This window comes from Chroococcidiopsis sp., assembly GCF_051657925.1.
Classification (GTDB): Bacteria; Cyanobacteriota; Cyanobacteriia; order Cyanobacteriales; family Chroococcidiopsidaceae; genus Chroococcidiopsis.
Map to the genome: position 1 here is coordinate 1 of NZ_JBOFLP010000247.1, position 15,673 is coordinate 15,673.

Annotated in this window: 16 protein-coding genes; 7 read left to right on the forward strand and 9 right to left on the reverse strand. The window is 41.6% G+C overall.

The features are described 5' to 3' along the window. Both ACRC32_RS19880 and ACRC32_RS19885 read left to right on the forward strand, forming a co-directional pair. Nucleotides 1-1,125, forward strand: a 1,125-nt coding sequence (locus ACRC32_RS19880; protein ID WP_438555598.1) for a DGQHR domain-containing protein, incomplete at its 5' end; no start/stop codon positions are given. A 112-nt stretch (nucleotides 1,126-1,237) separates the two neighbouring features. Then, entirely contained in the window at nucleotides 1,238-2,422 is a 1,185-nt protein-coding gene (locus ACRC32_RS19885) for a DNA sulfur modification protein DndB (RefSeq protein WP_438555639.1), read from the forward strand. Between the two features lie 21 nt (nucleotides 2,423-2,443). Here the strand turns inward: ACRC32_RS19885 and ACRC32_RS19890 are convergent, their stop codons facing one another. The 7 genes from ACRC32_RS19890 to ACRC32_RS19920 form a co-directional block, all read right to left on the reverse strand. After that, on the reverse strand, nucleotides 2,444-2,923 hold the full coding sequence (locus ACRC32_RS19890) for a DNA phosphorothioation-associated protein 4 (RefSeq protein ID WP_438555599.1): 480 nt from the start codon (nucleotides 2,921-2,923) through the stop codon (nucleotides 2,444-2,446). 85 nt (nucleotides 2,924-3,008) lie between these two features. Further along, nucleotides 3,009-3,566: a Uma2 family endonuclease gene (locus ACRC32_RS19895; RefSeq protein ID WP_438555600.1), complete on the reverse strand. Its 558-nt coding sequence runs from the start codon at nucleotides 3,564-3,566 to the stop codon at nucleotides 3,009-3,011. 36 nt (nucleotides 3,567-3,602) lie between these two features. After that, nucleotides 3,603-4,172 carry a Uma2 family endonuclease gene (locus ACRC32_RS19900; RefSeq protein ID WP_438555601.1) on the reverse strand — a complete coding sequence of 190 codons (570 nt, stop codon included), beginning with the start codon at nucleotides 4,170-4,172 and terminating at the stop codon, nucleotides 3,603-3,605. Nucleotides 4,173-4,178: 6 nt separating this feature from the next. Then, a complete protein-coding gene (locus tag ACRC32_RS19905; protein ID WP_438555602.1) occupies nucleotides 4,179-4,829 on the reverse strand; it encodes a Uma2 family endonuclease in 651 nt (216 codons plus the stop codon). Next, entirely contained in the window at nucleotides 4,822-6,891 is a 2,070-nt protein-coding gene (locus tag ACRC32_RS19910; RefSeq protein ID WP_438555603.1) for an AAA family ATPase, read from the reverse strand. Before ACRC32_RS19910 ends, ACRC32_RS19905 begins: the two co-directional genes overlap by 8 nt. Continuing rightward, nucleotides 6,891-7,064: a hypothetical protein gene (locus tag ACRC32_RS19915; protein ID WP_015154691.1), complete on the reverse strand. Its 174-nt coding sequence runs from the start codon at nucleotides 7,062-7,064 to the stop codon at nucleotides 6,891-6,893. The genes ACRC32_RS19910 and ACRC32_RS19915 overlap by 1 nt, the downstream gene beginning before the upstream one ends. A gap of 459 nt (nucleotides 7,065-7,523) precedes the next feature. Next, nucleotides 7,524-8,141: a tetratricopeptide repeat protein gene (locus tag ACRC32_RS19920; RefSeq protein ID WP_438555604.1), complete on the reverse strand. Its 618-nt coding sequence runs from the start codon at nucleotides 8,139-8,141 to the stop codon at nucleotides 7,524-7,526. Nucleotides 8,142-8,471: 330 nt separating this feature from the next. Between ACRC32_RS19920 and ACRC32_RS19925 the strand changes: the two genes are divergently transcribed. The 4 genes from ACRC32_RS19925 to ACRC32_RS19940 all read left to right on the forward strand — a co-directional run bounded on the left by ACRC32_RS19925 (nucleotide 8,472) and on the right by ACRC32_RS19940 (nucleotide 12,618). Continuing rightward, nucleotides 8,472-9,365 (forward strand): hypothetical protein, encoded by an 894-nt coding sequence (locus ACRC32_RS19925; RefSeq protein WP_438555605.1) that lies wholly within the window; start codon nucleotides 8,472-8,474, stop codon nucleotides 9,363-9,365. 176 nt (nucleotides 9,366-9,541) lie between these two features. Next, the gene (locus tag ACRC32_RS19930) at nucleotides 9,542-10,033 is read left to right on the forward strand and encodes a 2TM domain-containing protein (protein ID WP_438555606.1); all 492 of its coding nucleotides are present in this window, start codon (nucleotides 9,542-9,544) and stop codon (nucleotides 10,031-10,033) included. 534 nt (nucleotides 10,034-10,567) lie between these two features. Beyond that, nucleotides 10,568-11,326 (forward strand): hypothetical protein, encoded by a 759-nt coding sequence (locus ACRC32_RS19935; protein ID WP_438555607.1) that lies wholly within the window; start codon nucleotides 10,568-10,570, stop codon nucleotides 11,324-11,326. Between the two features lie 197 nt (nucleotides 11,327-11,523). Further along, nucleotides 11,524-12,618: an A/G-specific adenine glycosylase gene (locus tag ACRC32_RS19940; protein WP_438555608.1), complete on the forward strand. Its 1,095-nt coding sequence runs from the start codon at nucleotides 11,524-11,526 to the stop codon at nucleotides 12,616-12,618. Between the two features lie 45 nt (nucleotides 12,619-12,663). Here ACRC32_RS19940 and ACRC32_RS19945 read toward each other — a convergent pair whose 3' ends face one another. Both ACRC32_RS19945 and psb27 read right to left on the reverse strand, forming a co-directional pair. After that, nucleotides 12,664-14,178 carry a family 10 glycosylhydrolase gene (locus ACRC32_RS19945; RefSeq protein ID WP_438555609.1) on the reverse strand — a complete coding sequence of 505 codons (1,515 nt, stop codon included), beginning with the start codon at nucleotides 14,176-14,178 and terminating at the stop codon, nucleotides 12,664-12,666. A 386-nt stretch (nucleotides 14,179-14,564) separates the two neighbouring features. Beyond that, the gene (psb27, locus tag ACRC32_RS19950) at nucleotides 14,565-14,960 is read right to left on the reverse strand and encodes a photosystem II protein Psb27 (RefSeq protein WP_438555610.1); all 396 of its coding nucleotides are present in this window, start codon (nucleotides 14,958-14,960) and stop codon (nucleotides 14,565-14,567) included. A gap of 119 nt (nucleotides 14,961-15,079) precedes the next feature. Here psb27 and ACRC32_RS19955 point away from each other — a divergent pair, with 119 nt between their 5' ends. Further along, nucleotides 15,080-15,670: a Maf family protein gene (locus ACRC32_RS19955; RefSeq protein ID WP_438555611.1), complete on the forward strand. Its 591-nt coding sequence runs from the start codon at nucleotides 15,080-15,082 to the stop codon at nucleotides 15,668-15,670. Nucleotides 15,671-15,673 lie beyond the last annotated feature (3 nt).

The following is a 15,673-nucleotide window of genomic DNA, read 5'->3' on the forward strand; positions in this document are numbered from 1 at the left end:
CTACTAAATATTGCTGAGGCGGATGTCACCATATACGCCCTGGATGGACAACATCGATTGATGGGGGCGCAGGGGTTAATGGAGTTGCTGAAAACTGGTCAACTCCCACGCTATCGCAAAGACAAATCTCCTGACGGTACTTACATCAGACTAGCCGATTTATTGGAGCAATCTCATAGTCAAGCCGCGAATAATCTCGTCCCTCACAACTTGCAAGACATCCCTCAAGAAAAAATTGGTATCGAGTTCATTTGTGCAGTTGTAGCTGGGGAAACCCGCGAAGCAGCAAGGCGGAGGGTAAGATCTATTTTTGTCCATGTCAATCTGATGGCTGCACCCCTCACGAAAGGTCAGTTAGCCCAGTTGAATGAAGATGATGGCTTTTCGATTGTGGCGAGAAAAATTGCCGTGAGTCATCCGCTATTGGAACAGCGATTGAACCGAAAGCCGCGTATTAATTGGAATAGTGCAACAATCGCCAGTAAGTCAACGGTTCTGACAACGCTACAAGCCCTCAAAGATATGTCAGAACGCTATTTAGGGCAGAAGTTTCCGCATTGGAAACCGTGGGAAAAAGGTTTGATTCCCATGCGTCCAGAAAATAAGGAACTTGAGGCAGGAATCTCTGAATTCTGGGAGTTATTCGATTGTTTGACAACGCTTCCCAGTTACAAATTGTTGGAGGACGAAGACACCCCTAGCTTGCGGCGGTTCAATTTTGAAAAGGATGGGGGTGAAGGGAATATGCTGTTCCGTCCAGTCGGTCAAGTGGCTTTGGCACAAGCTTTAGGAATTTTAGTTTTCAAGAAAGGGTTTAAATTGAAAGAGATTTTTAAGAAGTTGAAAAAATTTGACTTGGAAGGCGGATTTAGCAGCATGGAATATCCGCAGTCTCTTTGGTATGGGGTTTTATATGACCCAAATAAGAAGCGAGTGCAAGTTGCTGGGAAAGATTTGGCAGCAAAATTACTAGTTTATATTTTGGGTGGAATTGAGGATCGGATGGAACGGGCTGAACTGCGTAAGGCTTTGGCTGATGCGAGAAGTGTGGAAGATAAAACTGTAGGTTTCGATGGTCAGTTTGTCGAACCCAAAGAAGTAGGGCTTCCGCCGATTGTAAGTTAACACAGATATCTATTTTTTTTTCACTGTAGTTTTCACCGATGCCACAATATCAAACGATCGCATATTATATTAGCTGACCTTAGCTAATCTGTATAAATGCTTTGTGGTAAATATGCAAGAGGATAATACTAACAATCCCAATTCCGAATCAAGCCAGCCACTCGATCCCCTACTCGAATCATACTACTCAAAGTACCGCCGTAAGTATCGGTGCTATCCAGGGTTAATTTTTCATCAAGGGAAGCGGGAAATGCTGCAGATTAATGTTCCTGCTGGAGACTTGCCCGTTCTTCTTCAAGCAAAACCTGCTACTGATAATGACCCTAATTCAGGTAAGAATCGCCCAGTTGTAAAAGGTCATGCAGATGAAATTAAAAAGTATGTCCTAGATCGTGCGCGTATTGGCAAGCCTTGGGTTTTAGGTACATTGACTGCAAACATAGCTAGAGAAAAAATTACAATTATTGAGCTAGGTGCAGGAGTTTGTTTAGTAGCTATTCCAAATGACGTTGCCTTAGATATTACAGATGGGCAACATCGGACTCGTGCTATGCAAGATTTGATATTGAGCGCAGATCGGCATTTAATAGGTAATGATGAATTTCCAATTACTTTAGTTTTAGAAGATAGCGATCGTCAGTGTCAAACAGATTTTCGAGACATGGCTCAATCTGCCCCTTTAGCTAAATCTCTTTTAGTTTCTTATGGAGAGTTTTTAGGAAGAGATGGCATTACTCAAAACTTATTAGATCGAGTAATGATGTTTCAAGGAAAAACTGAGAAAATTAAAGCATCTATTGGAATTAGAAATAAATTAATCTATACAACTAACTACATAGCAAGGTCTGTAAGCTGTGCATTCGTAGATAATCCTGATGATGAAATTATAGATTATGATGTTGAAACTGCTACTGAGGCTTTGGCTACAGCCTTTAATCTATTTTTTGCAACTTGTTCTGATACAAAACTAATTGCTGAGAAAAAGTTTGAGTATCTGACAACTGATGAAGTTATTAATTTTAAAGAAGATTACATTATAGGTGTAAGTTATGGTTTAGAAATATTAGGTCGTTTACTGAACCACACTTACAACAAGTCAGAAAATCACTTTAACGAAGCTATGGTTTTGAGATTAGCTGAAATTGACTGGTCAAGAAGTAACAACCTTTGGAGAGACAACATTGTTAGATTAGATCCAAAACCGAAGAATCCAGCTAAACCATATAAAATATCGTTTGGTGCAGGTAGTATATCAACAGCAGTTAAGATTGTAAAAATGGAACTGGGTTGGACATGATCTATTAAAATTAAATAATACTTACATTTGCGGGAGGAATTTGCTTAAATCGAATTCCTCTTCTTGTTTTTTCTGCTTCACTACTTCAGAAATAAGAATCAATAGAAGTCTTTCTGTATAATCTACTGCCCCTCGGAGTTCTATCTGTAATATTTCCAATCCCCCGTTAATATATTCTTCAAAAATATAGTTACGGTTCTCAGTAGTATTGTTTTCAGTCAAGGACAAAATTTTTAATTCTTCAGTTTCAGTAATTGCAATTAAATTTATTACTGCATCATACCCTCTAACTATAAATTGTTCTTGAGGAATCGGTGCTGGTTCTTTTTTAGAGGCTTCTCCCACAGGAACGCGCTTTTTGTGCTTTGCACCCAAAGCAGCAGCAAACACAATGACATCAGCATAGGTCGGAAATGGACCTGTCTCACCATCTGCTGCTGTTAATGCTTTCACTAATTCAGCTTTATCTTTAGCAACTCTAATTCTACCAGTTTCTACCATTCTACGGATACCTATTTCTTAGCTAGATTAACTCAACAATTTATATGTGTTTCGCTCATTCTCCAAAAAACGATCGCACCCCCAATTACAAAAACATTTGACTCACTTCCACCTCAATTTCAGGAAAAGCTAACGGTGACAACTTAGCATCTTCACTCAAAATTGTCTCTTGTTGATAAGTTTCCTCGCCTGGTTCTCGCAGAACGTAAACCTGTCGCGCATTCACATCCACAATCCAATATTCAGCAATTCTGGCTTGAGCGTAAATGCATGCTTTTGAAGTGCGATCGCTATTTAAACTTCTATCTGCTACTTCTACTAATAAAAAAACATCATCTGCTGTAGGATGAGCGTCAATGTATTCGCGAGAGTTAATGCGGACAACTGCAATATCGGGTTCTGGTTCAGAATTAGGACGTAAAGTAATGGGTAATTGCACTCTAATATCTGCTTTATCTAGAAGTAAGCGGTAGAGATATTTCCATGTTCTTTGTGTAGTAGCAGCATGAGGAGGTTGTTGCGGACTCATTTGAATAATTTGCCCTTCTAGTAATTCGACTCGATCTTCTGTTGTCAGTATGTCCGCTTCGATCATGCGATGATATTCATCCACAGTCCACAAACGCAATTGTGTTGTTGTCATAACTCGATCCTCAACTTTGATAATAAGATGCGATCGCTAACTAGGAAATTGCACATCTTCGTAAACTAAAGCAATAGGAAAACGAAGATCGATACTCGTAAATTCCACTTCATCCCCGATTTCGTAAGGATGCAATTCCCAAAAACCCCTATCGTTTAACCGAAAACACTCTACACTTACTTTTTCCGTATCAATTAAAACGTATTCTTTTAAAGTTGGAATGCGACGATATTGAGTAAATTTTCCACCGCGATCGTAAGCTTCCGTACCAGGCGAAAGAACTTCTACAATTAAACAAGGATACTGAAGAAATTTAGTTGCTTGTCTGTCTCGTTCGTCACAACTTACCACCACATCTGGGTAATAACATGGTCCTTCCTCAGATACACAAACTTTTGCATCAGCCATGTAAACGCGACAAGAACCTCCTCGAAGATAATTTTTTATTGTAGTGGTAAGATTAACGGCGACAATATTATGAGGGATAGTACCCCCAGTCATGGCATAAACTTCACCATTAAGATATTCGTACTTGAATTCTTGATGTTCTTCCCATTCCAAATATTCTTGGAAGGACATATATTTGTAATCTGGATTCGCAATCATATACTTTTATCCTTGACTAAAACTTTGCAACAGCCAACGGGTAATCTCGCCATCATCTTGAGTTTGACTGCGTTGTAATGCTTCTTTAACTAGAGCAATTTCTAATCCAGGTAATACCCTTGATTCTTGAATTTCTCCACTACTTCCTTGAGAAATTTCAAATGCAATAATATCTCCAACATTCACGTCAACTACCCAATATTCTCTGACTCCTGCGCGTTCGTAAATTAATCGCTTGCGTCCTATATCATCATTAAAAGAAGTTGCGCCTAATTCTATTACTAGAGTAGGTGGTGGAAATTCTTCTACATTAATTGGTGAGTTCGATCGCGGTGGAAATCTAAATTCTGTACCAATATAAAATGCTAAGTCTGGTTGAAATTCTCTAATACCTGCTCTACGAAAACTGCAATTAACTAATCCTTTAATTCTAATTTGTCTAACACTTGCATAAAGATTCACGATAATAACAGCGATATGATTATCCTGACTGCGGCTAGAACCAATCGGTGGCATTTCAATCCTCATGTAACCGCGATCGTAATAAAACTTAGCTTTCTCATAATCTGGGTTATCGGCTATTACTATAAATTCTTCCCAGGTAGCTTTCACCCAAGTATCTGCCACAAAATTCTGTGTAGGAGACGAACTAGCCATTGTCTTCCACCTCTATTGCTACGGTATATTCAAACTCGTTCGGACTCTGCCTAACTAAAGGATAACGTCTGCTACCGATACTAATAGAATCTTCTTCACAGTCGGGTTTGGATGAATAATATGTCAGCACGTATTGCTTGCCAATTCTGCCTATCATTTCTGCTTCCACTTCTCCTCGCCACTGAGTTTTTGTCACTAAAACAATCAATTGGTTTGCCAATTTAGGAATCACTTTGGCAATTTGACGGCGATAAATTTCATCCAAACTACCAAAAGGTGAATCCATCACGATTGGAAAAGTACTAGTATCGGGAACCATCAGCATTTTCTTTTCGCTCCATTCCCGCACTCTATCAATAATACTGCTAATAAAAGAAAGGCTGAGAATCTGATTTTCTCCTGTAGAAGCAGCTACAGGCATTTCTATCCCAATTGTATTCTCTACTAATATCAATTCGTAGCGATCGCTAATTTTAGGAATATAAGGAGTAAAAGAAATCTCGCAAAATATTTCTTGGACTCGCTTTTCTAATTGCAAACGAAACTGTTGTTCTTGTCGCGATCGCACTTCTGTCAATCTTTCGATTGCATCCTGGGTAGCAGCAATTCGTCTTTGAGCTAAAATTTGCCTTTCTTCATTATACTTTTGTTTAACGATCTGTTTGGCTAACTTCTCAGTTTCGGCTTGGAAATTAGCGATTTGCTGCTGATTCGCTCCCTCTTCTAGGATTATTTCTCTAATTTTTGCTTCAATTGCATCTAGGCGTTTTTGTAAACTCCGAATTTCTTCACTTGGATCTTTGCGCAATCGTTCCTGAATCGTATCTAATTCAGTTTCTATCTGTGAGATTGTCTGTCTGAATTGCTGAATTCTAGCTTGCTCTCTATCTACTTCTTCCCAGAAGGTAGGTGCTTGTTTATCAATTTCATCTACTTGTGCGCTCATGCGAATAGCTGTCTCTTCTACAGTTGAAGAACCTGCTCTTTCTAACCAGTTTTTCACACTTTCGCAAGCAAAATCTCCCTCATGTAAATCTGCACCGCAAATACAACGTTGGGAACTCAGTAAATCGCTAATAAATTCCCGCGAAATCCCCGCTTTTAATTCTCCTCGCTGTTTAAGATCGGTAACTATGGCTCGAAATTGAGCTGTGGTTTCTGATAAAAGTACTGTATATCCTTTAGTAGAAATCGCTCGTTTTAAAATCTCTCGACTTTGTTTAAGACTATCTTGATTCGTCTTTTTCAGTTCTTCTAATTCCTGCCGTCTTTCTTGTAATTCTTGCGCCGCGCTAAGTTCCCGTAGATAATAGTTCGTTTCTTTCTTCAGCGTATCTTGACACTCTAATTCTTGCTCAATTTCTATTTGCCTACACTTGATTCGCTCTATTTCTTTCTCAACTTTACTCTGCTGCCTAAGTAGCTTTTGTGTCTCGCCGTCCCCAATTGCTTTTAACTCGTTGTCTAGAGTCTTCTTTGCTTCTCCTAAATGCCGAATCGCACGATTTAAAACTTCGACTCCCAATAGCATTTTGGTAGCTTCAGCAATTTCTGTTCTTTTATCAGAACGAACAATTTGCTCGATGCGTTCGCCGTCGAAAAAGAAATACTGGTGCAAACTACTGGGAAGAATTTGATTAATAATTTCCTCTGGGTGTTCTGGTGGAATATACCAACGTCCATCACCTCCAGATACATACATAAATAATTCGCTTTTACCTGCATCTATATCTAATTCATTTTTATAGACTCGACAATTGCGCTTAGTGCGGTAACGTTTTCCTTCATGTTCCCAACTGACTTCTACCCAACATTCTACTGCTGCACCTAATTGTACTTCGGCGATCGCGCGTTTATTTACCAATTGCTCGACAGAAGCAAACGCCGCACTAAATCTCTCGTACAATACCCACGTAAAGGCATTTAATAAGCTCGTTTTTCCCGCACCGTTGTTTCCATGAATAATTGTCGTGTTTTGTTCGCTTCCCGTTGCTAAGTGTATTTCTGGTGTTTTCCCATAAAAAGAGCGAAAATTACATAATTGGATAGAAGTGAGCTTCATTACTGCACCTCTTCTTTGATAATTTTCACAATATCGTCATTAATATGACCTTGGCTTTTTCGGTCTAGTCTATTTTTCTCTAGTTGACAGACTCGCTCGATAATTTGCCTAATCTCTGGCGCAGCAGTAACTATCGGCTCCTGCACGTCACTCATATTTGATTCTGTTATCATGCTAGTACAAATGAATGCTATGTAATAGTTTATACATATGTACTACCGTTTGGCTACCGATCGGTAAGTCAAAAGTCAAAAGCTAAAAGTCAAAAAAGTAAGCCTCGTAGCTGCTCCAGCTTGGGCTGCTGCACAAATACAATCTTTATGTAAAACAAGCGTTAAAAAACTTGTAGAGCGTAAACTGCGCTACCTTTATCTGCGTTTAACTAAATCTCTTTACAAGAGTGTAATACTGGCAGAAAAATTTAAGCTGGAAAAATCTTGTATTTTTACTTTTCTGATGATACTATTACTTTAACCAAGATGGTTTTCTTAATAATCGAAATATAAACGTTTCAAAAAAAAGAAATAATATTTCTAATATAAATAAAAAATATCACGATCGCGGATTGAAAGTCAATCCACCATAGCTAAATAAATTGATTTTTGCGATCGCAAGTAAAGAATAATTAAAATTTACTTTTGTTCTTGCTGGGGAACTGCGGGAGCAGGGGTTGGTTGAGGATTAGCCAAGTTATTAATTTGCTCTTTTTCTGAGGAACTAGGTGCAAGGGCAGCAGCTTGCTCGAACAAAGGCTTAGCTTGCTCTGACTTACCCTGTTCTTTAAGTAGCAGTGCCTTGCCTAAAACAGGACGATAATCTTTCCGGTCGATTTGCATCGCACGGTCAAAAGCAGTATTGGCGCGATCGCTATTTTTCTGGGCAGCATAAACTTGACCCAATACCAAGTGATATAAACCTTCATTAGGGTTGAGAGCAATCAGTTTTTCTAAAGGTGCGATCGCACCCTGAAAGTCTCTCTGGCGGACGCGAACTTCTACTAATCCCTTCAGTGCTGCTTGGTTATCTGGCTCCTGTTTCAGAACGAGTTCGTACTCCTGTGCCTGATTCACCAGTGGAGAGTCAGACTGCGATCGCGCTGTCTGACTAGCAGTGGGCGTAGCTTCCTGCGCTGGCTGACTATCTTTAACTATGCCCTCTAACAGGGGTAACATCGAAGCCCCAATAAAGAAAACGGCTCCTAGCGCCAAGACGAGATTGATGAACCAACGACTGCGGGATGGCTGTGACACGATATCGCTTTGAACTCTACTTCCATATCTTAAAAGCTAACATCAGAATGCTAATTGCTCATTGCCGAGCGAAAGGGGTTAATTTACCTAGTTGCTTGTACGAGTGCAGATTTTGTAAAATAGCGATTTTCCGATCTAGGGTAACATCACAACCAATTGGGGTTGTAGTGATATGTTATGCTGCGCTCACGCTTAGTTTACTTCTTGCCAATGAGCTACGCTTGCCGACAGCATACAAAACGTAACTTAAATTATCCGCCGCTCGAATTTGCGGGCAGCAGGATAAAAATAGTCCCAAATGGGATTTGTCTCCGCCGCTAAGGAGTTTTTATGAATTCCGACCTGATTCCGTCTTCCCAAGTTTCCGATTCCGATTCCCAACAGCCTCCAACCGAGACTGTAGCAGAGGAAAACCAAGCAAGCCGCCAGCAGCCAATCCCACCCCCAAGCGAACCAATGCAGTATCGTGCCATTGGTCTAGTACGCGGTCGCTATCAAGCCAGCGCCGAACAATTCACGCAAGGAACATTACTGGCGCATGATGGTACTCAATTGCAAGCCGTACTGCTGGGACGAATTATTAGCTTAGTGAAAAAGCACATAGATTTAGAGACAGAACACCTGTGGGTGGTTTACCCGCGCACGGGACAAAAAGATAATCAATTGCACCTTCAGATTGTCGGAGTTTGGGAACCAGAAACCCTAGCAAAGCAACCAACCCCAGAAGAAACTCCCACCAGCGAAGCAGCACCATCAGAAGCGGATTCTGCACCGATTGACAACGCCGAAGATGGTTATTTTTCTGTCCGCGGTGAAGTCGTTTTTCAGTCTGCAGGGGATAGTCGGCTGGTCGTGAAAATCAAGCAAGCGCCACGCAAAGAATCAGATCGACCCAAGTTTTTTAAAGTCAATCTTCAGGGCGTGCTGAAAACAAAAGCTGTAGGTCAGTTTTGGGAGTTTCACGTCCTCAGACAAGCTGACAATCTCGTCGTACAAGAAGGTACATCGATCGCTACTTTGCCTAAACCCTTCCGAAAACCGATGAAAAAACCCTTCGGCGCGCGATCGGGAGGAGGAGGATATAACAAAGGTGGAGGTAGAGGTAAATTCGAGACCCCACGTCCCGTCCGTAAGACTGATGGCTCTACACCCATGCCTCAAAAACCCATACCCAAAGCCCCCATTCCCAAACCGACAAAACGTCCAAAACCACCGCAAGAGTAAATAGTAGTTGGTGACTGGTGATTAGCAAAGAGGAAAAAACACCAGTCACCAGCCACCTCGCTAAAACGCCACTAACAACTCATCAACCAACGCACAACTCACTGAATTCCGAATTATCATAGAAACAGTGAAGCTATCTGGGTTGAGTCAAAATTTTCTGGGAAAGCGTAGGTGAGATGAAAACAGTGGTTGACAATAAGTTAGTGCGGACTTATCACCAAGAAGATATTCAACAAATTCTCCAAATAGCGATCGCTCGTCAAGCCTATGAAGGAGAATTTTCTCGCCAACAATTATTAGAAATCGCCGCTGAATTAGAAATTTCCCCAGAATGTCTGCAATTAGCAGAACAAGAATGGTTGACTCAGCAATCTGATAGTCAAGAACGGCAGAAATTTAATCTGGATAGACGGAAAAAGTTACAAAAAAGATTTGGTAACTATGGTTTAGTTAATATCTTTTTTATCCTTTTAGATCTAGTCAGTGGCGCGGGTTTGTCTTGGTCACTTTATATTTTATTATCTTTAAGTTTTCTTTTGGGTCTTGATGTGTGGAATAAGTCACAGATTCAAGGCGAGGAGTATGAAAAAGCCTTCCAGAATTGGAAACGCAGGCATCAAATCAAGCGTTCGATTAACTCTCTGCTAGATAGACTGCTTAAAGCTTAGTCACTTAATTATATTTTCACCTGTAGTATTTATTAGCGTTCGCCTGTGCCTATCTTCGATTTCAGAGGCACTTTTAAAGTGCGATCGCTTGTTCTTAACTATATAACTAAAAAAAAATTTATCTATCTTACGCTAGATAAATAATCAGAGTTACAAGATTAAATTTTCTAACCTAAGTAGGTTGATTTTATTTTGTGTATATCTTTAGAGATACTCTAATTTTTGCTTGTTACTACTCTTGATATATAGTTGCTCATAATCCAACAAAAATGAAAGTTTTTTGGTAAAAATAGACGTAACGATAAATTTTTATCATTTTTCTGAGCTAAAACCACAAAATGCAGAAATCAATCATAACTTCTGAGAATTAATTTTTTCTAACCTAAGGTAGATATGCGAGCTTTAGGACTAACTATACGAAGCGCAAGTTTACCAATAAAAGACAATTAGAATTCTGCTGGGAGTGCCAAATCTGGTGCAGAAATTCGTGTAATAGACTCCAAAACAAGCAAACTGTATGTGAGGATGACAAAAATGAATGTTAAATTTTTCCATTCGACTGCCATTGTGTTTAGTATTGCAACTGTTGTAGCAGTTGCAAGCGAACTGCCAGCATCAGCGCAAACTGCAAACCCTAAAATTTCTACTTCTGCTGCTGCTTTGAAGGATAGATCGAGAGTTAACACGATCGCACAAGCCGATCCAACGTATCCCAGCACTCAACCATCTACCCCCACTACCGATCCGACGACTCCTACTACAGAACCAACTACCCCTACCACAGATCCGACGACTCCTACTACAGAACCAACTACCCCAACAGAACCACCAGCAACTAATCCAGATCCAATTGAACCAGGATCGTCTACCCGTGGTGGTTCTAGCTACATAGGCGTGGGGGCGAATATTGGTATAGACGGTAGTACGGCTTTAGGTGACACCAACTTCACCGTTATCAGTAAAATCGGATTAACCAATGCTGTCTCTGCACGCCCGTCAGTCATCATTGGGGACAATACAACCATCTTGATTCCCGTGACCTACGACTTTAACTTACAACCTACAGGAATCGATACAGGTTCGGAAGCTGGTTCGATTTTTGCACCCTATGTCGGCGGTGGTTTGGGTATTTCTACGGGAGATGATAGCGATGTAGGACCAATGTTAACTGCTGGTGTAGATGTACCAATAGGCGAGCAATTTACAGCTAACGTAGGTGCGAACGTAGGCTTTTTAGATGATACAGAAGTAGGTATTCAAATTGGTGTTGGATACAACTTTGCTGGCTTTTAATCAGGGAGCAGGGAGCAGGGAGTAGGGAAAAGAGAGCAGAGGGGCATAGAGGCTATAGCGCCTGGAGAATTGTCTTCTACAGGCGCTATGCTGGTTAAGTTATAGAGTTTCAACTAGTTATCTTCTGTATATAACCATAGAATAATCGTTAAATTTAGGTTTTAGGTAAAGCCAACGTAAATATCTATCTAACTTATGTGAAAAAAGTGTTAATGGATCGAGGCGTAAGACAACTCCTAGCTTGGTACGATCGCGATCGTAGACCGCTACCGTGGCGACAGCAGGTCAATATTTATCACACTTGGATCTGCGAGGTGATGAGCCAACAGACAACTCTAGCCGTCGTCTTACCCAAATTTGCTCAATTTATTCAACAACTGCCTACGGTAGACGATTTAGCCAACTGCGATGAAGAGACACTACACCAACTCTGGGCTGGCTTAGGATATTACGCGCGAGCGAGAAACTTGAGAAAAGGTGCAGATTTTATCGTCAACCGCCTCAACGGTCGTTTTCCCCAATCTTATCGTGACTGGTTGCAAATTCCAGGTTGTGGCGATTATACTGCTGCCGCGATCGCTAGTATTTGCTTGAACGAAAAAGTTCCTTGTATTGATGGTAACGTCACACGGGTGGTGAGTCGCTTGCTAGCCTTACAAGATGTGTGGAGTACAGCAGGGCGATCTCGTATCCAAGATTATCTCACGCAAGTCATTCCTAGCGATCGTCCTGGTGATTTCAATCAAGCGATGATGGAGTTGGGTGCAACAATCTGCCGAAAAACGAAACCCCGTTGCGATATTTGTCCTTTACAAATGCAATGTTTGGCTCATGCTGACAATTGTATTGAAGTTTGTCCTCCTAAAAAACCCCGCCGCGTTTTAGTAGATACGGAATTATTCGTGCTAATTTTTTGGCATCGACAAACCGATACTTTTGCAATTGCAGAAAGAACAGATGGTTTTTTAGCCAAAACGATTGGCTTTCCTTTGACGATTGCTCATCAATTATCAAAAATCGATCGTTGGCAACCGCTTCAACTACCAGGAAAATTTACCCATGCGATCGCTCATCATCGTATTACTGGAAAGATTTGCGTTATTCAATTAAATAGTGATGAAATTGATATCTCCATGCGACAGCATTTAGCTTTATCGAAAACCCTACACTGGATGAATCGTCTAGACCTAAGTGCAAAACTCTCAACCGCACTCGATCGAAAAGCTTTTCAATTATTTCAAAATTACACTTATTCTGATTCAATTTGCGAACAACTCGCACTAAATTTATAGCATGAATTTAAGTGTAGGGTGGGCATTGCCCACCTGATGATATAGCTATTTCCAGCGACAAGACTTCCGCAAATTTTCAATTTCTGGTTCTTGCCAAGAAAAAGCAAAATGGCTAATCCCTTTGACTTGAGGTGCAGCACGCTCGATCGCGCTCATTTGAGCTTCGAGAGAGGGGCGATTGCTGATAGACTGTCCCCATGTACCAGCGATCGCCGGAATAATTTTAGCTTCAGGTGGCGCGTATTTAAACACTCTTTGCACCAAAGCCGCAATGCAATCGGCATTACCGCAAGCAGCATAAGACATAGGATGCCATTCTGCACTGGTAGGAAACCGATCCCAAGGCTGCAAGCGGGAATCATACCCCTCACCTACAACTTGGTTGCCATCAGGAAAAAACACTAACCCTGTCTGTAATCCCTGTTGTTGTACTGGTGAAGCTGCCAAGGCGACAAAATCGAGAATTCCTTGTAGGGCATGGGCTACACTCAACCGCCACAACTCCAACTGTAGTAGTGGACGACGCGCCGCAGCACTCGGTAACACTTTTTTCTCCTCTTGAGTGGGTGGAGTGCGCCCTTGCCAAAGTGGTTCTCCTTCATCAGGATAAAGCTTATCGACCTCATCAACATCTGAGGCTGACAATGCACCCTTAGCAACATAGCGTTTAATCAGTTCTCGCCCCTTTTTGTTCAAAGCCCGTTGTTCTAAAGCTTGACGGGCTGCTTCGCTATAAATCCATAAATCTTGTACTTTAGAGACTACAGAAGCACCACCCAAACCGCGTGGATAACGCACGTAGTCAAATAAGACTCCGTCAGGGCGGCGGCGTACCACTTGTTGCACCAACTGATAGAAGTCGCGCTTTGCCTGGACGTTGTAAGGATCGATAAATACTTGACTGGCGTTATCTACAACATTTAAGCTCGTATCGCCTTGAAAGTTCCTAGCTAATACCGATTGGCGATCGCTACGTTGCCCGTAGGAATAGCCAAAGTTCATCATAAACATCCAAGCGTACACTTTCAAGCCTCGTTCGTGGGCTTTTTGAATTGCTTCGGCGAGTAAATCTGTATTTTCCGTGCCAGGGGTACGCACCATCGCGGGCCATGCTGTCGGGTTAGCCGATGCGGGTAATAGCACTTGCCCATCCGCAAATGTCTCGATGTAAACATAGTTATAGCCTCGGCTGACAATCCGATCCATAATCTTGTCTAATACCCCTGGCTGAGTATCGCAGGGATAAAGGCGCAACCAGATCGCTTGATGTTGAGGCGGAGTGCGACCGCGGCACTCTGCTAATTGCTGTGCTTGTTGGTTTATTAGCTGTTTATAGCGGTTTTGCGCCTCTGTGTCACCTTGTAATGCTTTCTGAAGTAAGCTTTCTTTCTCTTGCCTTACTGCTTCTGATTCCTGACAGTAAGCAGTTGTTTGGGCTATTACAGGATTGTTCCCCAAGCTCATTACCAATAAGCTACTCGTAAAGGCGATCGCCGCTAGGTATCGTTGTAATAGGCGCAGTTGCAAGAATTTTAATTGACTTAATTTGCAATCGGACATTCCTAAAAACAAGAAATAGGACAAAGGAATTCAGAAGTCAGAAGTCGGAAGTTAAGAAAGTATTATGAATAGCCTTAAAGAGTTGACAAACGATTAAACTTGCTGACTTTATGTTCTAGAGTGCAGAAGATAACTCTTCCACTTACAACTTACGACTTAGTTTGACGTTGGTATTCGACCTTTGGTTGCTGCCATCACTCAGAATAATTTGAAATTTGTCCTGTGTAATTCGTAATTATTCGGAATTCCTGCCACTGATGTTTCCTTTATCCGTTTCCCGGTAGGCGATCGCCTGCTTTGTTTGTGTAAAAAAATACTGGCAAGCAGTAACCTGCTTGCCACCAGCAAAGATACATATTTCTTAAATATGCCACTAATAACTAAGCTTAATTTCCCCGAGCAACCGCCATCTCTACTTGTTTGAATTCTAATTCCAGGCGTTGCTTAAGTTTTGCTGGTAGAGGACGGTTAGGATAAGAACTGTAGTGACCAGCCAGGGAATTTAAAGCGGTGCGCATGGTGGTAAAAGAACTTAAACCTGTCAAACTACCATTACGCTGATAGCGAGCGGCGAAATCATTAATTTTTTTGCGGGCTTCTGCTTGGACTTCGCCTTTGTTCGGTGCATCCTGCGGCAGTTCGATTGCGTTGCGCAATACACCTATCACATCCAAGGTATCTTGACGATAATCTCCAGAAAGCCCACCGCCACTAGAGCAGCCCATTAAACCAATAACGACTACCAAAACCAGGGCAAGTAGACGTGACCAATAGTGCTTCATATACAATCCATTCACATTCATACTTAAATCACAGTCAATCCTACCGTGGAATGGGATCATCTAAGAAGTCGACTGATAACTGATAACTGATAACTGATAACTGATAACTGATAACTGACATGGGTTTACCACAATTTGTTTTGGCTTCCGCTTCTCCGGCGCGGCGGCGCTTGTTACAAATGGTTGGCATCGAACCAATTGTTCGCGTCAGCAATTTTGATGAGTCTCAAATTCAAACTGAGAATGCGACTGAATTGGTAGAAACTCTAGCGCGTTGTAAAGCGGAAGCGATCGCACCTCAATTTGATTCAGCTTTAATTGCGGGCTGTGATTCTGTCTTGCTGTTAAATGGAGAAATACATGGTAAACCGGAGAATACAGAAGTCGCGATCGCCCGTTGGCAACAAATGAGCGGTCAAATAGGGGAACTGTATACAGGTCATGCTATTATCGACCAGCCGCAACAACAAATACTTGTCCGCACTCAAGTCACGCGAGTTTATTTTGCTCAAATGAGCGATCGCGCTATTAGAACCTACGTTGCTACCGGAGAACCCCTCAAGTGTGCTGGTGCTTTTGCTTTAGAAGGGCGCGGAGGTCTATTTGTCGATAAAATTGAAGGCTGTCACTCAAATGTAATTGGTCTCAGCTTGCCCCTACTGCGCCAAATGCTATCACAACTTGGTTATGAGGTGACAGATTTTTGGTAATGG